Here is a 21,707-nt window from a genome sequence, read left to right as displayed (position 1 = left end):
AACAAAGGTACATGATAATCAAAATCCGACAGCCCGGCAAAAACGATATTGCGCCTTCTTGCCATGCACTACTGAACACACCGAATCCACTGACGCCACTTTAAAAGTCGATCCGTATTGTCTATTCATTTTTCGGTGGGTTCGGTGGTTAGCCTGCACTGAACGCTTCACCACACTCACTCCGAACCCCGGGCTTTTTTATCCAGATCGCGCAGGTGGGCCAGTTTCTCGGCGATCTTGATCTCCAGGCCGCGATCCACCGGGTAATAATAGCGTCGCTCGCCGAAACTTTCGGGAAAATAGGTCTCGCCGGCGGCATAGGCTTCGGGTTCATCATGGGCGTAACGATAAGCCTTGCCGTAACCCAGCTCTTTCATCAGCCGGGTCGGCGCGTTGCGCAGATGAATGGGGACTTCGTCCGAACCGGCCTGCTGGACATCCGCCCGGGCCTGGTTGAAGGCGGTATAGACGGCATTGCTCTTGGGCGCGCAGGCCATATAGATCACCGCCTGGGCGATGGTCAGTTCGCCTTCGGGACTGCCGAGCCGATCCTGAACATCCCAGGCGTGCAGCGCGATCGTCAGTGCCCGCGGATCGGCATTGCCGATATCCTCGCTCGCCATGCGCACGACACGCCGCGCAATGTAAAGCGGATCACAGCCCCCGTCGATCATGCGCACGAACCAGTACAACGCGGCGTCCGGATCCGAACCGCGTACGGATTTGTGCAGCGCCGAGATCTGATCGTAAAACGCCTCGCCCTGCTTGTCGAAACGGCGCAGGCCGCTGCCCAGCACTTCGGCCAGGGTCTGCTCCGTGATCCGGGCGCGGCCCTCCTCTTCCTCGGCCAGCTCGGTGGCAATCTCCAGTAGATTGAGTGCGCGCCGGGCATCGCCATCGGCGGCCTCGGCCAGTCGCTGGAGCAGTTCGGGGGCGATCTCCAGCTGCAATTGCGCCAGCCCGCGTTGCGGATCGCTCAACGCCCGTTGAATCACCTGCAGAATATCGTCACTGTCGAGCGCCTTGAGTACATAGACCCGGGCGCGGGATAACAGGGCGTTGTTCAGTTCAAAGGAAGGATTTTCGGTGGTGGCACCGATGAACGTGACGGTACCGTTTTCCACATAGGGCAAAAAGGCATCCTGCTGGGATTTGTTAAACCGATGTACCTCATCGACAAACAGGATACTGGGCCGGTTCTGTTGTTGCTGTACTTCCTGGGCATGGGCAATGGCGGCACGGATCTCCTTGACCCCCGACAACACCGCGGAGATGCTGAGAAATTCGGCATCGCAATAGCGGGCGATCATCCGCGCCAGGGTCGTCTTGCCGGTGCCGGGCGGTCCCCAGAAAATCATTGAATGCAGCTTGCCCGATTCGATGGCCTGACGTAACGGTTTGTTCTCACCCAGCAGGTGCGACTGACCGGCGATTTCATCCAGAGTGCGCGGGCGCATGCGATCAGCCAGCGGGCGCCAGGCCAGTTCGCCACTCTCCTGCCCGGCGTCGCTGGCGGTATTAAACATGTCGGGTGTATCGGACATTCTAATCAGGCTCGTTGCCGGGTATTCAAACGCATAATGGGCTTCGTGGATCTGCCCCCTGGCGTACCGAATTCACCCGGCCCAGCGGAATACATACGCGATCCGTATTTCATGACCATGTCCGATCCAGTCAGCCTACCCGCTGTCGTCGTGATGAGCAGGTTATTACACCGCAGTATAGCAACGAGGCTACTGCTCGATGACATCCACCCCCTCAGGGGGGGTAAAACGGAATGTTTCGGCGGAGAACCCCGGGTTACGCCGGATATCGTCAAATTCCAGCCGGGTGATGCGCCCGAAACCGTCTTTCAATTCCATAATCCGGATCTGCGTCTCGTCAAACCCCAACTGGACCTCATCGAACTGGTTCTCTGAACTTTTGGGCGTCAGGCGAAACCAGATCAGGTTATTATCGTCACTACGATATTGGTCTGTCTCGTACTGGCGTTGCAGCTGTTGCGGGTTACTTAAAATCATCGCCGGCGTATCGCGCAACAGATTCTGTTGCTGTTTGACAATGACCTGTTCCAGATCGGCATCATAAGACCAGAGCCGTTTTCCATCGGCAATATAAAGCTGTTCATAGGGCTCGCGGTATTGCAGATAGAAGCGATCCGGGCGCTGGATTTTGATCACCCCGCTGCTCTCTTCCTGCAGTTCCTGCTCGGCATTGAACAGGCGCTGTACAAAGTCCGCTTCGAAACTGTCGAGGTTACCGAAATAGTCCTCGATAGTCGGCGCCGCCTGGGCGTTGGTCCAGGACATGAGGCCGGCAATAATAAGTAGTAATAAACGGGTTGGCATGTGTTGTATCTCTGTTAGGTCGTTAGGTCGTTAGTGCGTCAGGGCGTCAGGGCGTCAGCGCGCGAGATTACATCATGATTTTCCGATTTCCGCTCTCACGATTTCACGCCCTCACGATCTCACGTTCTCACCCTCTCGCGCAGTCTCGCTCTTCCCCTCTCACTCTCTCTCGCCCTGACGCCCTCACTCCTTGGGCGGTGGTGGTGCCAGCACATCGCGGTTGCCGTTGGATTCCAGCGGCCCGACCACCCCGGCCTGTTCCATGGCCTCGACCAGGCGCGCGGCCCGGTTATAGCCGATACGCAGGCGACGTTGTACCCCGGAGATCGAGGCGCGGCGGGTTTCGGTGACGATCTGGACCGCCTCATCATAGAGCGGGTCGGCTTCGGCGTCATCACCGCCATTGCCGCCGGCACCGCCGCCGGTGTCGGGCGGCCCGTTGAGCACTTCATCAAGATACTGGGGCTGACCGCTTTTCTTCAGATTGTCGACCACGTTATGCACTTCATGATCGTCCACGAAGGCGCCGTGAATGCGTACCGGCAAGCCGGCGCCCGGCGGCAGGTACAACATGTCGCCGTGGCCCAGCAGCTGTTCGGCACCCATCTGATCGAGAATGGTGCGTGAATCGATACGCGAGGAAACCTGAAAGGCAATTCGCGTCGGAATGTTGGATTTGATCAGGCCGGTCAACACATCGACCGACGGGCGCTGGGTCGCCAGAATCAGGTGAATGCCCGAGGCGCGGGCTTTTTGCGCCAGGCGGGCGATCAGCTCTTCGACTTTTTTACCGACCACCATCATCATGTCGGCCAGCTCATCCACCACCACCACGATATACGGCATGGGTTGCAGTTCCTGCGCTTCCAGCTCGGAGTCGGCCGGGTGCAGGGGATCGAGGATCGGTTGCCCCGCCTCTTTGGCCTCGCGCACCTTGCGATTGAAGCCGGCGATGTTGCGTACCTTGAGCGCCGACATCAGCCGGTAACGTTGATCCATCTCCGCCACACACCAGCGCAGCGCATTGGCGGCCTCTTTCATATCGGTGACCACCGGCGCCAGCAGATGCGGAATCCCGTCATAGACCGACAGCTCGAGCATCTTGGGATCGATCAGGATCAGCCGCACATCCTTGGGGCTGGCGTTGTAGAGCAGGCTCAGGATCATGCCGTTGAGGGCCACCGATTTGCCCGCGCCGGTGGTCCCGGCCACCAGCAGATGGGGCATGCGGGCCAGATCCGCGACCGTGGGGTTGCCGCTGATATCCTTGCCCAGCGCCAGGGTCAGCGGGGATTTGGCATCGGCGAATTCGGGCGCCTTGAGGGTGTCGCTGAGGCGCACCACTTCGCGCTGCTGGTTGGGGATCTCCAGCCCGACCGTGGTCTTGCCCGGAATCACCTCGACCACCCGCACGCTGATCGCCGACAGGGAGCGGGCCAGATCCTTGGCCAGGTTGGTGATCTGGTTGACCTTGACCCCGGCCGCCGGCTGCAGCTCGAAACGGGTGATCACCGGCCCGGGATGGACCGCCACCACCTCCCCCTCGATGCCGAAATCCTGCAACTTGAGCTCGACCTGGCGGCCCATCGCCTGCAGGGCCTCTTCGGAGATCTCGTTACGCTCGTCGGGTTTGACGTCATCCAGCAGCGACAACGGCGGCAGCGCCCCGTCCTGATCACTGGTAAACAACGGCACCTGACGTTCGCGCTCGACGCGCTTGCTCGGCGCCGCCGGTTTCTCTTCCCGCTGGATCACCGGGGGAATCCGTTTGGCCTCCTTGTCCTTTTGCTTTTCGACCTTGGAGACAAACTGCTGTTGATGTTGTTTACGCGCACGATACGCCTGCAGCCGCTCCAGCAGCCGGGTGAATGCCGCGCGCACCCTGTACAGCCCCCGCAGGGTCAACGCCCCGAGACCGTCCATCAGCCAGAGCCAGGAGAGATGGGTAAACAGCGTCACCCCGCTCAGAAACAGCGCCAGCAGCAACAGGGTCCCGCCGAGAAAGCTGAAGGCCCCGATCATATTGACCGCGACATATTCCCCCAGGATGCCGCCGCTGTTGGCCGGCAGGGAACTCAGACCGCCCACATCGTGCAGCGCCGCCAGGCCGCAACCGGCCACCAGGGTCAGCAGAAAGCCGCCCACGCGCAGGCCCAGTCCCCGGATATCGAACGGCTGGACATTGCGTCGATCCCGGTACAGACGCCAGCCGGCATAGGCGACCATGAACGGAAACAGATAGGCGAGATAGCCGAACAGCGTCAAAAAGACATCGGCCAGCCAGGCGCCGGCCGGTCCGCCGAGATTGGCAATGCGCGAGTGTACCCCGCCGCTGTGCGACCAGCCCGGATCGGTGGGGTGGTAACTGTACAGCGCCAGCAGAAAGTAGAGCGCGGTAAAGCCGAACACATACAGGGCGCCCTCTTTGAGCGCACGCTGCAGGTGGCCGGCCAGCGGCGGACTCTTGGCTTCGGCGGCTGTTTTCTTGGCCTGGGGCAAAGTTTATCTTCTTTATGAAAAAGGTATTATAAGTTACTAAATTAAAAGGATATATGCAATACAAGAATGCTATTGCAAGGCGGCCAGCAGCAGCTCACCGGCGCGGACATTGATCCCGGCGGCCAGCGCCGGCTGCGCCTCCCAGCCCGGTTCGGCCAGTCGCAGGATATAGGGAAGCAATGGCGCAGACAACGCTTGCGAGGCGGTTCTGGGAACCGCGCCCGGCATGTTGGTCACCCCGTAGTGAACCACATCCTCCCAGAGGAAGGTGGGGGCCTCATAGCTGGTAGGCCGGGTGGTTTCGATACAGCCGCCCTGATCCACCGAAATGTCGATAATCACGCTGCCCTGGGGCATCCGGCGGACCGTCTCGGCCGACACCAGGTGCGGCGCTCTCGCCCCGGGAATCAGTATCGCGCCGATGAGCAGATCCGCGTGCTGCACCGCCGTCTCGATGGCGCTGGCAAAGGCGTGGCGCCCGGTGACATTGGGGCCGATAAGCCGGGCCTGCTGCAGCTTGTCCGGATTGCGGTCGAACACGGTGACCTGCGCGCCCATCCCCGCCGCCATGCGCGCCGCGCTGGTGCCGGCCACGCCGGCGCCGAGAATCACCACCTGGCCCCGCTCGGTGGCCGGCACGCCGCCCAGCAGCACGCCCCGGCCGCCGTGATGCTGATAGAGCAGGTTACTGCCGGTCTGACTGGCAATCCGCCCGGCGATGTCGCTCATCGGTGCCAGCAGCGGCAGCGTCCCGCTCTCGCTGACCGTCTCAAAAGCGACCGCGGTCAGGCCAATCTCCTGCAGGGCGCGGGTCAGTTCCGGTTCGGCCGCCAGATGGAGGTAGGAAAACAGCAGATGATCCGGGCGCAACAGCGCCAGTTCCGCCGGCTGGGGCTCCTTGACCTTGACGATCAGTTGCGCGGCAGCATACAGCTCGTCCGCGCTGTCAATGATCTGCGCCCCGGCCTGACGATACGCCTCGTCCGTATAACCGCTGCAGCGGCCCGCATTGTGTTCGACAAAGACTGTATGCCGATGGCGAACGAGTTCGGCCACCGCATCCGGAATGAGAGCGACCCGCCCTTCCCGGGCCTTGATTTCAAGGGGTATCCCGATCTTCATGTTGCGCCTTTACCCTCCAGCCGGCATTCCGTAGACTAAGCGGGGTTCCGAAAAACCGCATATCGCATCATCGCGCTCTTCGCGGAGCAGCGTCCCTGATGTGCCCTTCCGGAACAGTGATCCTGTGCTATTGCACCCTTCGACAAGCTGAACCTGTACCGGTTTCGACTGTCTGTTTAGGAAATCGAAGAACAATCCAATTTTGCCTCCGGAGTCTAACACATGAGTGAAACCAAACACTGTCGCCTGCTTATTCTGGGATCCGGTCCCGCCGGTTATACCGCCGCTGTTTATGCCGCACGCGCCAATCTCAATCCCGTACTGATCACCGGCATGGAACAGGGTGGCCAATTGATGACCACCACCGAGGTGGATAACTGGCCGGGCGACGTCGAAGGTCTGCAGGGCCCCGGACTGATGGAACGCATGAAGCAACACGCCGAACGTTTCGACACCGAGATTGTGTTCGACCACATCAACAAAGTGGACCTGAAACAGAAACCCTATACGCTCACCGGCGACAGCGGTACCTATACCTGCGACGCGCTTATCATTGCCACCGGCGCCTCGGCCATGTATCTGGGTATCCCCTCGGAAGAGACTTTCCGCGGCAAGGGCGTCTCCGCCTGTGCCACCTGTGACGGTTTTTTCTATCGCGGCCAGAAAGTGGCCGTGGTCGGCGGCGGCAACACCGCCGTGGAAGAGGCGCTGTTTTTATCCAACATTGCCGACCATGTAACCGTGATCCACCGCCGGGATAAATTCCGTTCGGAAAAAATCCTCTCCGACAAGCTGCTGGAGAAGGCCAAAAACGGCAACGTGTCGATCGAATGGAACCACGAGCTGGATGAAGTCCTGGGCGACAACTCCGGGGTCACCGGCCTGCGTCTGAAGAGCACCGAGGACGGCGGCACGAAAGAAATTGACGTTATGGGTGTCTTCATCGCCATCGGCCACAAACCCAACACCGATATCTTCGAAGGCCAGCTGGAGATGGAAGGCGGCTACATCAGCGTGAAAAGCGGCACCAAAGGCGATGCCACCGCCACCAGCGTGCCAGGCGTCTTCGCCGCGGGCGATGTCAGCGATCATGTCTACCGCCAGGCCGTCACCTCCGCCGGCACCGGCTGCATGGCCGCCCTCGATGCCGAACGCTACCTCGAAAAAGAGGAAAACGCCTGACGGGCAATAGCTGACGCTCTGGGAAATAACGCGGAGGACGCGGAGGCGCGGAGACGCAGAGAAAACATTTTGTTAAATCTGTTCAGCACATATTCTGTAAACAAAGCAGTTCAATGATGTCGACAGACAGCAATAATTTGTACAAATTAATAAAACTCCGCGACTCTGCGCCTCCGCGTCCTCTGCGATATATTCCCATTGAACTCAAAAAATGAATGACATGACAATCCGGATACTGGAAAGTCTCGCCGAGGTTTCCGCCGAGCAATGGAACGCCCTCTCTGACGGGCGTTTTCCATTTGTGCGGTATGAATTTCTGCGCGCGCTGGAGAAGCATAACGCGGTCGGTGAGTTGTACGGCTGGTATCCGCAATATGTGCTGATCGAGGAAGACGGCGTCCCGGTGGCCGCCGCGCCGATGTATATCAAGGACAACTCCTACGGCGAGTTTGTGTTTGACTGGGCCTGGGCCGATGCCTGGCACCGGGCCGGGCTGCGCTATTATCCCAAGCTGGTCGTTGCCATCCCCTACACCCCGGCGACCGGGCCGCGTCTGCTGGTGCGGCCGGACAGGGACTATGCAACGTATGCCTCACAGCTAATCGATGCGGCAACGGCCCATGCGCAACAGAGCGGCATGTCATCCCTGCACTGGCTGTTTACCGACGAACGCGATACGCGACAGTTTCAAAATGATTCACGCTATCTGATGCGCCTGGATTGCCAGTTCCACTGGCAGAATCACGGCTTTCGCGATTTTGACGATTACCTGTCCCATTTTACCCAGCAAAAGCGCAAAAAAATCCGCCGCGAGCGACGCATGGTTGCCGAACAGGGGGTCGAGATCGAGATCCGCCATGGTCACGAGATGAGCGAACAGCACTGGGATATTTATCACCGCTTTTATCGCTCCACCTTTGAACGCAAAAGCGGTATCCCCACCCTCTCCCGCGAGTTCTTTATGGAGCTCGGCCAGAGCATGCCGGATAACGTGGTTGTGGTCATGGCCCGATACCAGGGGGAATATGTAGCAGCCGCGTTCAATATCCGCGGCAGCGATACCCTGTATGGGCGGCACTGGGGCTGCAACCGGGAATTTCACAGCCTCCATTTTGAAGCCTGTTATTACCAGGGTCTCGACTACTGTATCGAACATGGACTGCAACGGTTCGAGCCCGGTGCCCAGGGTGAACACAAGATCAGTCGCGGATTTTTACCGACCCCGACCTGGTCGGCCCACTGGATCGCCCATGAGGGGTTCCGCGAGGGGCTGATCCGCTATCTTGATCATGAGCGCGAGGCCGTGGAAGACTACATCGACGAATTGCAGGATCATTCACCCTTTAAACAAACCGATTAATTGCGACCATGAGCGCGCCTTACTGGTTACCGCCCCACCAGCCCGACTGGTTTCCCGATGTGGAGGAAGCCCTGCGCGATCCCGATGGTTTGCTGGCCATCGGTGGCGATCTCTCACTGACTCGCCTGCTGAGCGCCTATCGACACGGCATCTTTCCCTGGTACAGCGATGCACAACCGATCCTGTGGTGGTCACCGAATCCCCGCTCGGTCCTGTTCCCCGAAGAACTGAAAATCGCCCGCAGTCTGCGCAAAACACTCAAAAAAGAACGTTATCAGATTACCTTCGATACGGCCTTCTCTGATGTGGTACAACAATGCGCCGAACCCCGCGTCGATGAGTACGGCACCTGGATCACCGATGAAATGCAGCAGGCTTATCAACGCCTGCATGAAGCGGGTTACGCCCATTCGGTCGAAGCCTGGTATCAGAACAAACTGGTCGGCGGACTCTACGGTGTCGCGCTGGGCAAGGTCTTCTTTGGCGAATCGATGTTTGCGCGCATGACCGATGCCTCCAAGGTCGCCTTCGTCACCCTGGTAGCCCATCTGCGCCAGTGGGATTTTCAATTGATCGATTGCCAGGTGGAAACCGCGCACCTGAACAGCCTGGGCGCCAGAACGATTCCCCGGCGGGAATTCACCCGTTATTTGAACGACTATTGTGCCCCGCTCGTGGCCGAACACTGGACAACCGATTTACAATGGATCAGGCTGTTACAGGAAACCGGTCGCACCGATTTTTAACCAGGCGTTCCGAATGCCCGTTCACTTTAACTTTAATCGGTACTGCCACGCCTCATACCTGTATTGGTATTCGAAACGCTTATTTAACACAGACAAATCGTGTAAATTCTGATGAATGATCGCCAGAGCTTCCACCCGTTACTGAACGAGCTGCAGTTTTTTGCCAGCCCGGAACATCCCTGCAGCTATCTTGACGGTCGCACGGCCACCTCGATCTTCGTCGATCCCTCCCTGCTGTTGACGCCACAGCACTATTCGGTACTCGCCACCATCGGCTTTCGCCGCAGCGGCAATTACATCTATCGCCCGCATTGCCGAAATTGCCGGGCCTGTGTGCCGGTCCGGATTCCCGTCGAACAGTTTCAACCGACGCGCAGCCAGCGCCGTACCCGCAGGGCCAATGACGATCTGCAGCGGGTGATACGTCCTGTTGAGTTTATCGATGAGCACTATGCGTTGTACCGCCGGTATATGCAGCACCGCCACCCCGGAGGCGGTATGGACGAGGATGATCCCGATACCTATATGCGGGTGCTCGACTCCTACTGGGCCAGTACCGAACTGCTGGAGCTTCGCGATGAACAACACTTACTGGCCGTCGCGGTAACCGATCGACTCGCGGACGGCCTGTCGGCGGTCTATACCTTTTTCGATCCCGACGCCGCGCAACGCGGTCCGGGAACGCAGGCCATCCTGCAGCAGATCGAACTGGCCCGCGAACGTCAACTGCCCTATCTCTATCTCGGTTACTGGATTGGCGAATCGGAAAAAATGAATTACAAACGCCGTTTTCAGCCCCTGGAGGGGTATGATGGCCACCAGTGGCGAACCCTCGACACTGATTAATCCTCAATTAATCAATCGGATAGCTCGAATTAAAGCCGACAGCGCAGCCGGTCGATATATGCGGTAAGACCATCTGAACTCCCGTGTCATCGGGTTGTCTTAATAGACAGGCACGCCGGGTTCCCAACAGAAGGAGGTGCCTTGTGTTGAGCTTCATCTACCACCTCGCGAACAAGTTCGAGCTTGAACAGGGCTTTCGGCCCAACGTATTAACCATGAATCACCAGCATTTTGGCCGGTTAAAAGCGGATCTCGCGGCCATTCCCGATCTGGACATGATTACCCGGCTACTGGGCATGGAGATCGTGCTGGATGATGAACTGGTCCATCCCCACGTCTACTGGACCGCGACAGACTGGCGACGCGCCGTGGCGGTCTGAGTCGCCCACTACCGCTGTCCCCCCTCCCCGGCCTTGAAACGGTCGAATCCGTCGCTATCGACGTATTTACTTTGAAAATTGGTCCCGAATCAGGCATCATTCGCGCTGTTTCGGGAGAGTGAGAATATTTACTGAATGGCTAAAGAAGATCATATTGAAATGGAGGGCACGGTGGTGGAAACCCTGCCCAATACCATGTTTCGAGTCGAACTCGAAAACGGTCACGTTGTGACCGCGCATATCTCCGGCAAAATGCGCAAGCACTATATTCGCATCCTGACCGGCGACAAGGTCACCGTCCAGCTGACCCCCTACGACCTCAGCAAGGGCCGCATCACCTTCCGAAATCGCTAGGCCAGGCCTGCGGCCTGGCAGGGGCCAGGTGCTAGTCGCTAGTAAAACAACCCCCTGTTCATAAGCCTGTAGGCCCGATAAAGCACCCTTCGGGCATAAACTCCGCGGTATCGGGCAGATTGCCGGACATCGCTCACGCTATGTCCGGCCTACATCTCTGGCTCGAGCCTTGTCACGCAGGCTATCGCCAACGTGACCTACGAGCAGGAAACCAGCCCCCTCTTATCTAGAACCTGGCCCCTGTTACAGAATTGCCGGACATCACTCGCGCTTTGTCCGGCCTACACCTTACTTCTAGGACCTAGCCCCTGTTACTGAGTGGCCAGCTCGTCCTTGCTGTCCATCTCGAAGCTCAGTTCGTCGTTGTCGACGCTGATCCGGATGTGCCCGCCGTTGGCCAGTTTGCCGAACAGCAGCTCCTCGGCCAGCGGCTTCTTGATATTTTCCTGAATCAGTCGCGCCATCGGCCGGGCGCCCATGGTCGGATCGTAGCCGCGCATGGCCAGCCAGGTACGGGCCTCGGCATCCACTTCCAGCGTCACACCCTTCTCTTCCAGCTGGGCCTCGAATTCGAACATGAACTTGTCGACCACCTGGCTGATGATGTCCGGGCTCAGCTGCTTGAACTGAATGACCGCATCCAGGCGATTGCGGAATTCCGGGGTAAAGGTCTTCTTGATCGCCTCCATGGCGTCGCTGGAGTGATCCTGCTTGGTGAAGCCGATGGAACTGCGTGACAGGTTTTCGGCCCCGGCATTGGTGGTCATGACGATGATCACGTTGCGAAAATCGGCCTTGCGTCCGTTGTTGTCTGTCAGCGTACCGTGATCCATCACCTGCAGCAGCAGGTTGAAGACATCGGGATGGGCCTTTTCGATCTCATCGAGCAGCAGGACCGCATGCGGATGCTTGTTGATCTCCTCGGTCAGCAGGCCGCCCTGGTCGTAACCGACGTAGCCCGGAGGGGCGCCGATCAAGCGGGAGACGGTGTGCCGTTCCATGTATTCGGACATATCGAAGCGGATCAGCTCGATACCGAGAATTCGCGACAGCTGCTTGGTCACCTCGGTCTTGCCCACGCCGGTCGGACCGGAAAACAGGAACGAGCCGATGGGCCGGCTCTCGTTGCCCAGGCCGGCCCGGGAGAGCTTGATCGCCGCCGAGAGACTGTCGACCGCCTCTTCCTGACCGTAGATAACCAGCTTGAGATCCCGTTCCATGTTGCGCAGGGTCTCCATATCGCTGGAGGAGACGGTCTTGGGCGGAATCCGGGCGATCTTGGCCACGATGGCCTCGATCTCTTTGACGCCGATCGTTTTCTTGCGTTTGGACGGGGCCTGCATGCGCTGATTGGCCCCGGCCTCGTCGATCACATCGATCGCCTTGTCCGGCAGATGCCGATCGTTGATATAGCGCTCCGACAGCTCCGCCGCCAGGCGCAGGCCCTGGTGGGTGTAACGCACGCTGTGGTGCTCCTCGAAGCGCGACTTGAGCCCTTCGAGGATCTGCACGCACTCTTCCACCGTTGGCTCGGGGACGTCGATCTTCTGAAACCGGCGGGACAGGGCCCGATCCTTTTCGAAAATGCCGCGGTATTCCTGATAGGTGGTGGAGCCGATGCATTTGAGCTCGCCGGAGGCCAGCACCGGTTTGATCAGGTTGGAGGCGTCCATCGCCCCGCCCGAGGCGGCGCCGGCGCCGATAATGGTGTGGATCTCGTCCACGAACAGCACCGCGCCCTCCTGTTTGTGCAGTTGTGCGAGAACGGCCTTGAGCCGCTTTTCAAAATCGCCCCGGTATTTGGTCCCGGCCAGCAGGGTACCCAGGTCCAGTGAATAGATGGTGCTGTCGCGGAGAATCTCCGGGACCTCGCCGTCGACGATCTTCTTGGCCAGCCCTTCGGCCAGCGCGGTCTTGCCCACTCCGGCCTCGCCGACGAACAGCGGATTGTTCTTGCGCCGGCGGCACAACACCTGAATGGTGCGCTCCAGTTCGTTCTTGCGCCCGATCAGCGGATCGATCCGCCCCTGACGGGCCAGCTCGTTGAGATTGGCGGTAAACTGCTTGAGCGGATTGCTGGCATCGTCGCCGCCTTCCTCGTCGCCGAGGTTTTCCGAATCCACCTGCTCTTCGTCCTGCACCTTGCTGATGCCGTGGGAGAGGTAATTCACCACCTCCAGGCGATTGACGTCATGCTTTTTCAGAAAATAGACGGCCTGGGATTCCTGCTCGCTGAAGATGGCCACCAGGACATTCGCCCCGCTGACCTCCTGCTTGCCGGAAGACTGCACATGAAACACCGCCCGTTGCAGCACACGCTGAAAGCCGAGGGTGGGCTGGGTCTCGCGGTCGTCATGGGGCGGCAGCAGCGGCGTGGTCTCGTCGAGGAATTTACCCAGGTCCTTGCGCAAGGCCTCGATGTTGGCGCCGCAGGCCTTGAGGACCTCGATGGCGGACGGATTGTCCAGCAGCGCCAGAAGCAGGTGCTCCACGGTCATAAATTCGTGGTGCTGCTCCCGCGCCTGTTTGAACGCTTCGTTCAGGGTTTTTTCCAGGTCCTTGTTCAACATGACGACCTCCTCGCCTACTGCTTAGTCGGAATCCGACTCGAGGGTACAAAGTAGCGGATGCTCATTCTGCCTCGAATACTCGTTGACCTGCTCCACCTTGGTTTCGGCAACATCGCGGGGATAGATACCGCAGATGCCTTTGCCCTTGGTATGGACGTTCAACATGATATGGGTCGCCTTTTCACGATCCATGCCAAAAAATGCCTGCAATACATGAACAACGAACTCCATCGGAGTGTAGTCGTCATTAATCAGCACAACTTTATACATTGGCGGGCGCTTGACTTTGGGTTTTGCCTCGTCAAGGACCAGCCCTTCATCCTGGTTGTCACGGGTATGCTCTTGATCACTCATAGGTCGATTTTAGCCGATACAGGCCAGGGATTCACATCCCCCGTTTTTGTGGCTTTGTCGGATGAAATTCAACTCACTTTGACTATAGTCAGGGGGTGAAGTTGCACCCGGGTCGGGCCCGGGGCAGTGCAATTCCATGACAATACAAGGGGTAACCGGGTTGCCCCGTCGATGGACGAGGAGGCTGAAAGACTATGTCGACAGGTACAGTAAAATGGTTCAGTAATGCCAAGGGATACGGGTTTATCGCCCCCGAAAATGGCGGAGACGACATTTTTGCCCATTTTTCCGCCATTAGCATGGAGGGCTACAAGACCCTGAAAAAGGGCCAGCAGGTTGAATTCGAGTATCAACAGGGCCCCAAAGGGATGCATGCGACCACCATCACCCCCCAGGACACCGGTACCCACTGATTCGGACCGGCCACGGGATTCACTCATCAGCCAATAACCGCTCTTTTAGAGCGGTTATTTTGCCTGGCCCGGCTCTGCCCGGTCACGCCATTTGCGCGATCAGCGCATCGCCGAAGCCCGAGCAGCTGAGCAGACTCGCGCCCGGGACCAGGCGTTCAAAATCATAGGTCACGGTTTTATTGGCAATGGCGCGGGACATCCCCTGCACCACCCGATCGGCCGCTTCAACCCAGCCCAGATGACGCAGCATCATCTCCGCGGAGAGGATCAGCGAACCGGGATTGACCTTGTCCTGGCCAGCGTACTTGGGCGCCGTGCCGTGGGTCGCCTCGAACAGCGCCACGGTATCGGACATATTGGCGCCCGGCGCGATGCCGATGCCCCCTACCTGGGCCGCCAGGGCATCGGAAATGTAATCCCCGTTGAGGTTGAGTGTGGCGATCACGTCATAATCTTCCGGGCGCAGCAGGATCTGCTGCAGGAACGCGTCGGCAATCGCATCCTTGACGACGATCTCGGTGCCGGTGTCAGGGTTTTTAAAGCTGCACCAGGGGCCGCCATCAATTTCTTTTGCCCCGAACTCCCGTTGAGCCAGTTCGTAACCCCACTGCTTGAAGGCCCCTTCGGTGAATTTCATGATATTGCCCTTGTGCACCAGGGTCACCGAGGGCCGGTCATTATCAATGGCGTACTGGATCGCCTTGCGTACCAGCCGCTCGGTGCCTTCGCGGGAAACCGGTTTGATCCCGATTCCTGAACTGTCGGGGAAGCGGATTTTGTTAACCCCCATCTCCTGTTGCAGAAAATCGATGACTTTTTTCACCTCCGGGGTACCGGCCTGCCATTCGATGCCGGCATAGATATCCTCGGAATTCTCGCGGAAAATGACCATGTCGGTCTTTTCCGGTTCGCGCAGCGGACTGGGCGTGCCGTCATAATAACGGACCGGGCGCAGGCAGACATAGAGATCGAGATCCTGACGCAGCGCCACATTCAGGGAACGGATACCGCCGCCGATCGGCGTGGTCAGGGGACCCTTGATGGCCACGCTGAATTCACGAATCGCCGCCAGGGTCTCGTCGGGCAACCAGACATCTTCACCGTACAGGCGGGTGGACTTCTCCCCCGCGTAGATCTCCATCCAGTGCAGCCGGCGCTCGCCCCCGTACGCTTTTTCCACCGCGGCATCGATCACCTTCTGCATCACCGGGGTGATATCAACCCCGATCCCGTCGCCTTCAATATAGGGAATAACGGGATTGTCGGGCACATTCAGGGAATTATCCGGGTTGACCGCGATGGCCTGACCATCGGCGGGGACGGCGATCTTCTCGTAAGCCATACCTCTGTCCTGTGAATCGCAAATGAGTTTCGGATTATATCGGATAAAGGCGCCGGACAGAACGGTTCGGGCCCACTAACTCAGCCGGGTGCGGTAAACGGCGATGTTATGACTGGACCGGCCTGCGAATGTCCGATCACCCGGGTTTCAATCGGTACGCGAAATGCCTATTCCGGGGTAATACGCCGCCGCTCGAAGTCGGGGATTTCGGGACGGCCGATATAATAGCCCTGCAGGTAATCCAGGCCAATCAGCTCCAGTATATTCATAACCGATTCCGTTTCGATAAATTCGGCCACGGTCAGCTTGCCCATGGCCTGGGCTACATCATTCATCGATTTGACGATCGCCCTGTTCAGCTCATTGCTGTCGATATCCCGGACAAAAGAGCCGTCGATCTTGACATAATCCACCGGCAATTCCTTGAGATAGGCAAACGACGAATAGCCAATACCAAAATCATCCAGCGCGGTACGACAACCGAGACTGCGAAGCTTCTCCAGAAACGACGCCGTCAACTCAAGATCGGCCATTGCCATGGTCTCGGTAATTTCGAAAGTAATACGGGTGGGATCGATCCCGGTTTGTGAGATTCTATCGGTAATAAAATCAATCATTGCCTCATTATCAAATGAGCTCGCAGACAGATTGATCGACAGATTACTGTCGCCACTGTCTTCACTGGCCAGATACCCCACGGCATGGTTGACGACCCAGCGATCGATTTCCGGCATCATGCTGAAACGTTCCGCCGGTGGTATAAACCCACCGGGCATAATCAACTCGTCCTGCTCATCAAGCATGCGCAGCAGGGCTTCAAAACGGCTGATCTCACCGGTACCGGCATGCATAATGGGTTGCAATGCAAATACGAACCGGTCATTACGCACCGCTTCCTTGATGCGTCTTACCCACCCCATATCATCGGAAATATTATCCAAATTTTGTTTATCTATATCGCTATACAGATGTACTTTATTACGCCCCGAACGCTTGGCGGCGTTACAGGAAAGATCCGCCCGGGCCAGAAGCTCGTCCCTGGTTACATTTTGTTCGACCATAGCTACGCCGACGGAACAACCGACATCGGCCAGGTTGCCATCAAAAGAAAAACGATACTCACCCAGCTTTTCGCGAAACGCATCAGCAGCTTTCAATGCATCATACTGTTCAACATCATAAAGGATAACCGCAAATTCATCGCCACCGATACGCGCCACCAGATCCGTATCGCGGCTGCGTTTTTTCAGCATCCCAGAAACCTCGATTAAAAGCTTGTCACCCGCCATGTGCCCCATGGTGTCATTAACGTACTTAAAGTTATCCATGTCGATATATAACAAAGCGACATCGCCATGCAATCCTCTTGCCGCGCGCTGCACAACTCTTTCCAGTTCCTGCAAAAAGAAATAGCGATTGGCCAGCCCGGTAAGCGAATCATGTTCCGCCAGGTGGCGCAGGTTGCTTATCATGGTCATGCGCTCGCTCACGTCATCAACCATCGCGGTATACAGTTGCTGACCTGCAACATTCATCTCGCCAATTTTTATCGACATCGGAAAGGTTGTTCCGTCACGATGCAACCCAACAGTGTCGATCTCCGAGTTTGTCTGGGAAATATTGCCCTGGCAGAGACGACCAACAAATGAACCCTTGCGCGCCTGAATTGCTTCCGGAAAAAGCTGCTTGATATTAGCGCCGATCATCTCTTTCGCCCCGTAACCAAACAATTTTTCCGCTGACTTGTTGAAGCTTTCAATCACCCCGTTTTTATCTATGGTGATAATACCTTCGGCAGCACTGCCCAGTATCGACTCCAGCCTCGCCTGTCTGGAGTGGACCTGCTCCTGCATGTTATGAAATGCATCGACCAGAAGTTGAGTTTCCTGAATACTGGAACTCATTATCGGATAAAACGACTCACCACTGGCCTCGGCATTCATTGCATCGGCAACCACCCGCACAGGACGACGTATCAGTCGTTCAAACATCAAATACCCAAGCAATATCAGGATGACAAAAATTACCGCAGACAGCCAGATAACCAGGTTAATCCGGTTCACAGTTTCATCGGTACGGCCGATTATCTGCGTTGATTGTTGTTTGACTCTTTCGCTTAAGTCACTGACCAGCTGGTTCAACGCGCCAAACTCCGGCTGCAATTTTTCATGCAGAAACAACTGATCAATTCGCCATTCGTCCGACATTAATGTTGGCTTTATACTGTTAAATTCCTCTTCATAGATGGAATGGATACGATTCATCTGCTCGATCGCAATCTCGACCTCAAATGGCAAACCTGTCTGCTCATTCAGCTGCTGCAGCTCGGTCAACAAGCCCCATACTCGCTCAACAAAAATATCCCGGTCACTCAGGGTTGCCTGCATGGCAGAACGTGGCGTGTCAAACATCCCGCTGCGTGAGAGCACAAACATGCGAAAGGCACTGATTTTCTGAATCCAGGCATAACGCAACTCAATGAGCAATTGCCTGACCTGCCTGTATTCCCGTGACAGCTCGGCATCCTCCATGCCGGTCAAGGCGGTCCCAATACTGGTAACAAACTCATTATTCAGGGGCAACAGTTTATTGTTCAGGTTCTCGGCAAACGGAAATCGCAGGCGGGTATCGACGATCACCATATTGTAATACCCGATATAGCGTTTGATTTTCTGGAAATCCTGTTTCAACTTCACGGTCAGCGCTGCAAATGAGTCCTGTTCGTTTTTTGCGATCTCCTGCCAGTCGTTATGCCGGGATGATGTCGCAAACAGCTTTTCGATCTGGCTGTCGACCTGCTCGATCTGCGTCATCAGTTTCTTTTCGACATCCCCCTCGTCAGCATAAGCGATTACCGTGCGCTGATAGACCCGCTGCTCCAGTTTCTGCAGGCCGGCGCGGATCTCATTGATCCGGCGTTCCATCTGGCGGATTTCTGCCACGCTCTGAATTGTTTCCTCGGTAATCTGACCGACCTGGTTCTGGGTATAGACAATGATCCCGCTGAGCACTGCCAGCATCAGCAAGGCCATGACCACAAAACGTCTTTGCAGGGTGGATTGAAACATACGGGTGGCAAAATTATTCACAGTGGGGTTTATCGGCTGTCGAAATTAATAATTGAGCCCTTTACCGGGACTTTTTTTGCTGTAAAGTGCCAGCAATGTTGATTGGCTTCAACAAACCCTTTGGCGTGGTTTGTCAGTTTAGCGGCCAGACTGCTGACACAACCCTGGCCGACTATATCTCGCTGCCCGGTGTGTACCCGGCCGGGCGTCTGGACAAGGACAGCGAAGGTCTGATTCTGTTGACCGATGACGGCAGACTGCAAAACCGGATCAGCGACCCGGCCTTCAAGCTGCCCAAAATCTACCAAGTGCAGGTCGAGGGTGAACCCGATGCCGCCGCACTTCAACAAATACAGCAGGGGATTGAATTAAAAGACGGTCTGAGCGCCCCGGCCGAGGCTGCACGGATCCCCGAACCGCCGGCCTTGTGGCCCCGCCAGCCCCCGGTGCGTCACCGGGCGTCAATCCCCACCGCCTGGCTCGCCCTGACCCTGCGCGAGGGCCGCAACCGCCAGGTACGGCGCATGACCGCCGCCGTCGGCTACCCTACCCTGCGTCTGATCCGGTATGCTATCGGCCCCTGGTCACTCGACGGGCTCCAGCCCGGACAGTGGCGGGAGATTGAGCAACCCTGGCCCAGCCTGCAACAGTATTGCGAGTCCCATGACATTTCAGCCCCACCTGACCGTCGCCGCGGTCATCGAACAAAACGGCCGCTTTCTGATGGTCGAGGAAGACGTCGAGGGCCGGATCGTCCTTAACCAGCCGGCCGGCCACGTGGAGGCCGGTGAAAGTTTCCTCCAGGCGGTCAAACGCGAGACCCTGGAGGAGACGGCGCATCACTTCGAACCGCAGGCGGTCACCGGAATCTATCGCTGGATGCATCCGGATAACGGTATCACCTTTGTGCGCCATGCGTTTTGCGGTGTCGTCGGCGAACCTGATACCGATCTTGCGCTCGATGAAGGTATCCTGCGCGCGCTCTGGCTCGGCCCGGACGAACTGCGGGCGCAAGCGGACAAACTGCGCAGCCCGCTGGTCATGCAAAGCATCGAGGATTATCTGAACGGACAGCGCTATCCTCTCAAACTGTATCGAGACATCGAGTAGCGATTCATTTTTTTAGCGCTCCGGGAGAAAACGCGGAGAACGCGGAGGCGCAGAGAAAAATAAGTATTTCAGAAACTTTACCTGTCCGATTGATTCCGCTGTCACCGATTAATATCACGTTTTACTTTTCAGTGTATTCGGTGACGTCGGTGTTTCGGTGGTTTAATTAAAGCAACCAACAAGTTATTAAGATCATGGCAGCAATGGATATCATCGTGGGCATGTCCGGCGGGGTTGATTCGTCGGTGGCGGCACTGTTGTTAAAGCAACAGGGCCATGCCGTGCGCGGGGTGTTCATGAAAAACTGGGAAGGTGACGATGAGGACGACCACTGCGCCGCCGAGGAAGACCTCAAGGATGCGCAACAGGTCTGCGAAGCACTGGGCATCCCGTTACAGGGTGTGAACTTTGCCGATCAGTACTGGGATCGGGTGTTCAGTTATTTTCTGCAGGAGTACGGTGCCGGGCGCACGCCCAATCCCGACATTCTCTGCAACCGGGAGATCAAGTTCCGGGCGTTTCTGGATTATGCCCTGGCGCAGGGCGCCGAACGCATTGCCACCGGTCATTACGCGCGGATCCGCGAACAGGATGGCCGGTTTTATCTGTTACGTGGCAAGGATCACAACAAGGATCAGAGTTACTTTTTATATACCCTGAATCAGGAACAGCTCGGCCGCAGCCTGTTTCCCGTGGGCGAACTGGACAAGCCGCAGGTCCGCTGGCTGGCCGAACAACAGGATCTGATCACCTATAATAAGAAAGACAGCACCGGGATCTGTTTTATCGGCGAGCGGGATTTTCGGGCCTTTCTCAAACACTACCTGCCCGCCCGGCCCGGCGAGATCCGCACGCCCGAAGGCGATCGGCTCGGCCGTCACGAGGGGTTGATGTATTACACCCTGGGCCAGCGTCAGGGGCTGGGGATCGGCGGGGTCAGGGGCTATCCGGATGCCACCTGGTATGTGGCCGACAAGGATCTGGAGAATAATGTGCTGATCGTCGTCAATGGCCACGATCATCCCCTGCTCTACAGTCAACAGCTGAGCGCCACCGATCTGCACTGGGTCGCCGGCAGTGCGCCGCCCATCCCCCTGCAATGCACCGCCCGGACCCGCTATCGCCAGCCGGACACGGCCTGTACCATCACCGCTTTACACGACGGCGTCTGTGAGGTCAGCTTTGCCGATCCCCAGTGGGCCATCACGCCCGGTCAGTCGATCGTGTTCTATCAGGACGAGGTCTGCCTCGGCGGCGGCATTATTCAGAATTATCAGCGGAGTCAGGCATGAACCGGACAGAAGAACAAACCCTGGCGTTAGCCGCGGTGTTTCAAACGGCCCAGCTGGTGCACAACATCGCCAGCAGCGGCCGCTACGACGACGATGATCTGCAGGTTTGTCTGCAGGGGATCCTTAACACCGATCCCGATTCGGTCACCGATGTCTTTGGTCCACCTGCGGTTTTGCGTACCGGATTGCAGACCCTGATCAATCAACTGGGAGCCAGCGCACAAACCCGCAAGGTCGAAATCGCCCGCTACGTGATCGCGCTGCTGCACCTGCAACGCAAACTGGACAAAAACCCCGCCATGCTGGGTCAAGTCGCCGAAGGGATCGAACGGGCCCGCGCCCAGACCGAACACTACGCCCTGACCCATACCAACGTGCTGGCCAACCTGGCCGGCATCTACAGTGATACCGTGAGTCACATGACACCCAAGATCATGGTCAACGGCGAACAACAATACCTCTCCAACCCCGACAATGTCAGTCGTATCCGCGCCCTGCTGCTGGCCGGCATCCGCGCCGCCGTACTCTGGCGTCAGGTCGGCGGCAACCGCTGGCAGATCCTCTTCAAACGCAAACGCATCGTCGACACAGCGCAACAGTTGCTTCGCCAGTAGATAGTTTCTGGAAATTAACGCGGAGAACGCGGAGTCGCAGAGGCGCGGAGAAAACAAATTCAATTTATTAAAATCGACGTATTTTTCTGAACTTGTATTACTGCACC

General features: G+C 57.5%; 19 protein-coding genes. 11 read left to right on the top strand and 8 right to left on the bottom strand.

All coding sequences use genetic code 11. The annotated features are described in order from the left end of the window. Positions 1–176: 176 nt before the first annotated feature. From EDC23_RS05765 to ald, 4 genes are all read right to left on the bottom strand, one after another. A complete protein-coding gene (locus EDC23_RS05765; RefSeq protein ID WP_166668781.1) occupies positions 177–1,544 on the bottom strand; it encodes a replication-associated recombination protein A in 1,368 nt (455 codons plus the stop codon). Positions 1,545–1,733: 189 nt separating this feature from the next. After that, complete coding sequence (gene lolA, locus EDC23_RS05760; protein ID WP_134082054.1) at positions 1,734–2,348, bottom strand: outer membrane lipoprotein chaperone LolA; 615 nt, start codon at positions 2,346–2,348, stop codon at positions 1,734–1,736. Between the two features lie 183 nt (positions 2,349–2,531). Further along, on the bottom strand, positions 2,532–4,847 hold the full coding sequence (locus EDC23_RS05755; RefSeq protein WP_243830722.1) for a DNA translocase FtsK: 2,316 nt from the start codon (positions 4,845–4,847) through the stop codon (positions 2,532–2,534). Between the two features lie 69 nt (positions 4,848–4,916). Continuing rightward, the gene (ald, locus tag EDC23_RS05750) at positions 4,917–5,969 is read right to left on the bottom strand and encodes an alanine dehydrogenase (protein WP_134082053.1); all 1,053 of its coding nucleotides are present in this window, start codon (positions 5,967–5,969) and stop codon (positions 4,917–4,919) included. A 222-nt stretch (positions 5,970–6,191) separates the two neighbouring features. Here ald and trxB point away from each other — a divergent pair, with 222 nt between their 5' ends. The 6 genes from trxB to infA all read left to right on the top strand — a co-directional run bounded on the left by trxB (position 6,192) and on the right by infA (position 10,837). Then, complete coding sequence (trxB, locus tag EDC23_RS05745; RefSeq protein ID WP_134082052.1) at positions 6,192–7,151, top strand: thioredoxin-disulfide reductase; 960 nt, start codon at positions 6,192–6,194, stop codon at positions 7,149–7,151. Positions 7,152–7,362: 211 nt separating this feature from the next. Next, entirely contained in the window at positions 7,363–8,511 is a 1,149-nt protein-coding gene (locus EDC23_RS05740) for a GNAT family N-acetyltransferase (RefSeq protein WP_317622975.1), read from the top strand. A gap of 8 nt (positions 8,512–8,519) precedes the next feature. Then, complete coding sequence (gene aat / locus EDC23_RS05735; RefSeq protein WP_134082051.1) at positions 8,520–9,257, top strand: leucyl/phenylalanyl-tRNA--protein transferase; 738 nt, start codon at positions 8,520–8,522, stop codon at positions 9,255–9,257. Positions 9,258–9,368: 111 nt separating this feature from the next. After that, positions 9,369–10,103: an arginyltransferase gene (locus tag EDC23_RS05730; RefSeq protein WP_134082049.1), complete on the top strand. Its 735-nt coding sequence runs from the start codon at positions 9,369–9,371 to the stop codon at positions 10,101–10,103. A 146-nt stretch (positions 10,104–10,249) separates the two neighbouring features. Beyond that, on the top strand, positions 10,250–10,483 hold the full coding sequence (locus tag EDC23_RS05725; protein WP_134082048.1) for a hypothetical protein: 234 nt from the start codon (positions 10,250–10,252) through the stop codon (positions 10,481–10,483). A 135-nt stretch (positions 10,484–10,618) separates the two neighbouring features. Next, positions 10,619–10,837 (top strand): translation initiation factor IF-1, encoded by a 219-nt coding sequence (gene infA, locus EDC23_RS05720; protein WP_134082047.1) that lies wholly within the window; start codon positions 10,619–10,621, stop codon positions 10,835–10,837. A gap of 311 nt (positions 10,838–11,148) precedes the next feature. Here infA and clpA read toward each other — a convergent pair whose 3' ends face one another. Together clpA and clpS are read right to left on the bottom strand one after the other, a co-directional pair. Next, positions 11,149–13,407, bottom strand: coding sequence for an ATP-dependent Clp protease ATP-binding subunit ClpA (clpA, locus tag EDC23_RS05715; RefSeq protein WP_134082046.1), 2,259 nt, complete (start codon positions 13,405–13,407; stop codon positions 11,149–11,151). 21 nt (positions 13,408–13,428) lie between these two features. Continuing rightward, a complete protein-coding gene (clpS, locus tag EDC23_RS05710) occupies positions 13,429–13,761 on the bottom strand; it encodes an ATP-dependent Clp protease adapter ClpS (RefSeq protein WP_134082045.1) in 333 nt (110 codons plus the stop codon). Between the two features lie 194 nt (positions 13,762–13,955). Between clpS and cspD the strand changes: the two genes are divergently transcribed. Then, positions 13,956–14,174 carry a cold shock domain-containing protein CspD gene (gene cspD, locus EDC23_RS05705; RefSeq protein WP_134082043.1) on the top strand — a complete coding sequence of 73 codons (219 nt, stop codon included), beginning with the start codon at positions 13,956–13,958 and terminating at the stop codon, positions 14,172–14,174. 82 nt (positions 14,175–14,256) lie between these two features. Here cspD and icd read toward each other — a convergent pair whose 3' ends face one another. Next, the gene (gene icd, locus EDC23_RS05700; RefSeq protein WP_134082042.1) at positions 14,257–15,516 is read right to left on the bottom strand and encodes an NADP-dependent isocitrate dehydrogenase; all 1,260 of its coding nucleotides are present in this window, start codon (positions 15,514–15,516) and stop codon (positions 14,257–14,259) included. 167 nt (positions 15,517–15,683) lie between these two features. Next, positions 15,684–18,605 (bottom strand): putative bifunctional diguanylate cyclase/phosphodiesterase, encoded by a 2,922-nt coding sequence (locus tag EDC23_RS05695; RefSeq protein WP_134082041.1) that lies wholly within the window; start codon positions 18,603–18,605, stop codon positions 15,684–15,686. Between the two features lie 74 nt (positions 18,606–18,679). On the opposite strand from EDC23_RS05695, the gene EDC23_RS05690 reads away from it, so the two are divergent. From EDC23_RS05690 to hflD, 4 genes are all read left to right on the top strand, one after another. Then, a complete protein-coding gene (locus tag EDC23_RS05690) occupies positions 18,680–19,345 on the top strand; it encodes a pseudouridine synthase (protein WP_134082040.1) in 666 nt (221 codons plus the stop codon). Then, on the top strand, positions 19,248–19,694 hold the full coding sequence (locus tag EDC23_RS05685) for an NUDIX hydrolase (RefSeq protein ID WP_134082039.1): 447 nt from the start codon (positions 19,248–19,250) through the stop codon (positions 19,692–19,694). Before EDC23_RS05690 ends, EDC23_RS05685 begins: the two co-directional genes overlap by 98 nt. A 194-nt stretch (positions 19,695–19,888) precedes the next feature. Next, positions 19,889–20,986, top strand: coding sequence for a tRNA 2-thiouridine(34) synthase MnmA (mnmA, locus tag EDC23_RS05680; RefSeq protein WP_134082038.1), 1,098 nt, complete (start codon positions 19,889–19,891; stop codon positions 20,984–20,986). Next, complete coding sequence (gene hflD, locus EDC23_RS05675; RefSeq protein ID WP_134082036.1) at positions 20,983–21,600, top strand: high frequency lysogenization protein HflD; 618 nt, start codon at positions 20,983–20,985, stop codon at positions 21,598–21,600. Before mnmA ends, hflD begins: the two co-directional genes overlap by 4 nt. The last annotated feature ends 107 nt before the right edge of the window (positions 21,601–21,707 follow it).

It is taken from the genome of Thiohalophilus thiocyanatoxydans (assembly GCF_004366735.1).
Taxonomy (GTDB): Bacteria; Pseudomonadota; Gammaproteobacteria; order UBA6429; family Thiohalophilaceae; genus Thiohalophilus; species Thiohalophilus thiocyanatoxydans.
Note: the sequence above shows the minus strand (reverse complement) of the source record. Positions and strands in the feature narration are given on the sequence as shown.

Bases quoted from the DNA above. Each gene is read 5' to 3' on its own strand.
- EDC23_RS05765 (WP_166668781.1), bottom strand. From the start codon at position 1,544: ATGTCCGATACACCCGACATGTTTAATACCGCCAGCGACGCCGGGCAG.
- lolA (WP_134082054.1), bottom strand. From the start codon at position 2,348: ATGCCAACCCGTTTATTACTACTTATTATTGCCGGCCTCATGTCCTGG.
- ald (WP_134082053.1), bottom strand. From the start codon at position 5,969: ATGAAGATCGGGATACCCCTTGAAATCAAGGCCCGGGAAGGGCGGGTC.
- trxB (WP_134082052.1), top strand. From the start codon at position 6,192: ATGAGTGAAACCAAACACTGTCGCCTGCTTATTCTGGGATCCGGTCCC.
- EDC23_RS05740 (WP_317622975.1), top strand. From the start codon at position 7,363: ATGAATGACATGACAATCCGGATACTGGAAAGTCTCGCCGAGGTTTCC.
- aat (WP_134082051.1), top strand. From the start codon at position 8,520: ATGAGCGCGCCTTACTGGTTACCGCCCCACCAGCCCGACTGGTTTCCC.
- EDC23_RS05730 (WP_134082049.1), top strand. From the start codon at position 9,369: ATGAATGATCGCCAGAGCTTCCACCCGTTACTGAACGAGCTGCAGTTT.
- infA (WP_134082047.1), top strand. From the start codon at position 10,619: ATGGCTAAAGAAGATCATATTGAAATGGAGGGCACGGTGGTGGAAACC.
- clpA (WP_134082046.1), bottom strand. From the start codon at position 13,407: ATGTTGAACAAGGACCTGGAAAAAACCCTGAACGAAGCGTTCAAACAG.
- clpS (WP_134082045.1), bottom strand. From the start codon at position 13,761: ATGAGTGATCAAGAGCATACCCGTGACAACCAGGATGAAGGGCTGGTC.
- cspD (WP_134082043.1), top strand. From the start codon at position 13,956: ATGTCGACAGGTACAGTAAAATGGTTCAGTAATGCCAAGGGATACGGG.
- icd (WP_134082042.1), bottom strand. From the start codon at position 15,516: ATGGCTTACGAGAAGATCGCCGTCCCCGCCGATGGTCAGGCCATCGCG.
- EDC23_RS05690 (WP_134082040.1), top strand. From the start codon at position 18,680: ATGTTGATTGGCTTCAACAAACCCTTTGGCGTGGTTTGTCAGTTTAGC.
- EDC23_RS05685 (WP_134082039.1), top strand. From the start codon at position 19,248: ATGACATTTCAGCCCCACCTGACCGTCGCCGCGGTCATCGAACAAAAC.
- mnmA (WP_134082038.1), top strand. From the start codon at position 19,889: ATGGCAGCAATGGATATCATCGTGGGCATGTCCGGCGGGGTTGATTCG.
- hflD (WP_134082036.1), top strand. From the start codon at position 20,983: ATGAACCGGACAGAAGAACAAACCCTGGCGTTAGCCGCGGTGTTTCAA.